Raw genomic sequence first — 3,245 nt, 5'->3', positions numbered from 1 at the left:
CAGGTGCTGGCGACTGATGCGGAGGGCCGCCAGACGGTGCGGGAGTTCGACGCCCGCGGCCGTCTGGTCACCGAGTTGGGGCCGACGGGGGCGATGACGAGGCTGGTCTACGACGAGCTGGACCGGCTGACCGACATGATCTCGCTGGAGGACGGCACCGAGGTCGCCCGCACCACCATGTCGTACACCGGCGCCCAGCAGCAGCCGTCGCTGATCGTCGATGGGGAGGGCGGCCGTACCCGGTTGGTCTGGGATGACGGCCTGCTGCTGGAGACGGCCGACCCGGCCGGCGTCACGATGCGTTTCGAGTACGACGGGCACGGGGATCTGGTGGCCTCGAGGGACGCTGAGGGCAATACGACCAGGATCGTGCGTGACGGCTCGGGCCGGGTGGTGGAGATGATCAGGCCGTCGGGCGCTACGACACGTTATGGCTACAACCCGGCGGGCCTCCTGGAGTCCCGGGTGGATCCGGATGGGGCTTGTTGGGGTTATGAGTACTCGGCCGGCGGGCGGCTGACGGGGGTGGTGAACCCGTTGGGGGCGTGCACGCGGTTGGAGTACGCCGGGCATGGGGAGTTGTGCGCGGTGGTCGACCCGTTGGGGCGCCGGGTCGAGCAGGAACTGGATGATCTGGGGAACGTCAGTCGTGTGCGGTTGCCTGATGGGGCGGTGTGGGAGTACAGCCATGACGCGATGTCGCGGCTGAGGCAGACCATCGACCCGACCGGCGGGGTGTGGCAGCGCTTCTACGACCAGTACGGCCGCCTCAACGAGACGGTCGACCCGACCGGCGTGCGCTGGTTCTGGCGCCACAACAGCGCACGCGGCGAGATCACCGGGGGCGACGCGGCCTCGACCAGCACCGTGAGGATGGACAAGTGGGGCCGCCAGGTGGCCACCGTACTGCCCGACGGCTCGCAGGTCTCGACCCGCTACGACCGCGCCGGTCGGCCGGTCGAGTTCGTCGACGCCGTCGGCGGGCGCACCAGCATCGAACGCGACCCGGCCGGGCGTCCGGTGAGGATCCGCCGGCCTTCGGGGGCGAGCATCGGTTACGACTACGATGCCTGCGGCCGGGTCGCCGGGGTGCGCAACGAGTTGGGTTTTCGTACCCGGCTGGACTACGACGCCGACTCCCGGCTCGTCGCGGAGCACTGGCCGACCGGGGAGCGGGGGTGGACCCGCTACGATGAGTGCGGCCGCGTCACCGCCCGGCATGCGCCGGGCTCGGGGACCTTCCGCTGGGCCTACGACAGGGCCGGCCGGGTCGTGCGGACCAAGGACCCGTACAACGGTGTCCGCGAGTTCGGCTACGACGAGGCCGACCAGCTCGTGACCGCCAGGAGCGGGACCGGTGGCACCACACGTTACGAGTACGACGCGGCCGGCCGGGCCGTCACGATCACCGACCCGCTGGGCGGGGTGACGCGCCGCACCTTCGACGCGATGAACCACTGCACGAGCCAGACCGACCAGCTCGGCCACACCGCCTACGCTTCTTATGACGCGGCCGGCCGGTTCATCAAGAACATCGACGCCGACGGCCGCGTCATCGAGATCGGCTACGACGAGACCGGCCAGGACTGTTGGTTGAGCGTGGACGGGCGCCTGTTCTCCCGCACCACCCGCGACGTGCGCAACCGCATTCGTACCATCGAGGACTTCTGTGACCCGGACCGGCCGGTGACCCACACCCTCGCCTACGACCCGCGCGGCCTGCTACTGCGGCACGACCGGGCCGGTGACAGCACCCGCTGGTCCTACGACGCTGACGGCCTGCCAAGCCAGGTCACATACCCCAGCGGGGCCGTCACCGCCTATCGGCGTGACGCGGCCGGTGGCCTCGTCGGCGTTGAGCACCCGGGTGTGGCCACTGCCGTGCTGGAACGCGACGAGGTGGGGCGTCTGGTCGCCGCGTCTGCGGGCCGGATGCGGCACGAGTGGGCGTTCACCGACGGTTTCATCACCGGTCACACGGTCACCGGCGGCGATCGGCCGCTGGTGTCGGTGATGGACTACACCAGCGACGGCCAGCTGGCCCAGGTCACCACCGACGGGGAGAGCACCGGTTACCGCTACGACCGGGCCGGTCAGTTGATCGAGGCCGACGGCCCCAGCGGGCTCAACGCCTGGTCCTACGACCTGGGCGGGCGCCTCACCCACGAGACGGTTGACGGCACAGCCTGGGAACGCACCTACAACGCCGCCGGCCAACTGCTACGGGCCGCGAGCCAGCATGAGACCATCACCTACAGCTACGACCGCTCGGGCCGGCGCACCAGCGAGGAACACTCCGACGGCGCCCGCCGCGACTACGAGTGGACCACACTGTGGAGGTTGTCTGGTATCACCGACCACCGGGGTGATCGGGTTCGGCGTACGAGCACTGTCGTGGACGCGCTCGGGCAGCTGTCCAGAGTCGATGACGAACAGTTGTTCTTCGATGACCTGACCGGCGAGCTGCTCCAGGCCGGCGGCCAGGCCATTGTTCATGCTGGCCCGCTGACCGCCCACGGCCAACACGGCTGGTTGGAGCCGTCGTGGCGGCCAGCACGCAGCACCACCGCCTCCAACCCCTACCAGCCGCCCGCGGCGCAGGCCGCCCTGCCTGGTGGTCTGGGGCTCGGGCCCGGCGGTGAACTCCATGTTGCGGGCATGGAATGGCTCGGCGCCCGCGTCCTCGACCCCGCAAGCCGCGGGTTCCTCTCCCCGGACCCCATCGAACCGGACGTGGGGGCCGGCTGGGCCGCGAACCCGTACGCGTACGCCGGGAACAACCCTGCCGGCCTGTTCGACCCCACAGGCCTGCACCCTGTCACGGCCGAAGAACTCGACGCCTACCGCCAAGCCAACTCACCCAAATGGGGCACCGCGCTCGCCATCGCAGCAGGCGTCGTACTGGCGTTCGTCCCGGGCGCCCAAGGCTTCGGTGCGGCACTCATTGCCGGGGCGGTTCTCGGAGGCGGGGCCAGCATCATCGACCAGGCCTGCTCCGGCTACCCCATCAACTGGGGACAAGTCGGCAAAGACTCCTTGTTCGGAATGATTGGCGGTGGTTTTGGATACGGTATCGGTAAAGGGATCCAATGGGCCGCCAAAACCCCAGTCGGTAAAGCGGCCACGGACTGGGCCAGCCGCCAAGCCAACAAACTCCCAGTCGTCCGCAACATCAGCAACCGCCTAGGAGCCAACACCGCCAGCGACGCTTCACAAGCAGCCACCAACGACGCCCTCAAAGCCAC

1 protein-coding gene is annotated in these 3,245 nt (G+C 69.4%); it reads left to right on the top strand.

Annotation, left to right across the window (positions count from 1 at the left end; all coding sequences use genetic code 11):
* Positions 1-3,245, top strand: a 3,245-nt coding sequence (locus tag D9T14_RS13075) for an RHS repeat-associated core domain-containing protein (protein WP_310793713.1), incomplete at both ends; no start/stop codon positions are given.

Origin of the sequence: Propionibacterium australiense (assembly GCF_003666605.1) — a bacterium.
GTDB classification, from domain to species: domain Bacteria; phylum Actinomycetota; class Actinomycetes; order Propionibacteriales; family Propionibacteriaceae; genus Propionibacterium; species Propionibacterium australiense.
This window is presented reverse-complemented; position numbering and strand designations above follow the sequence as displayed.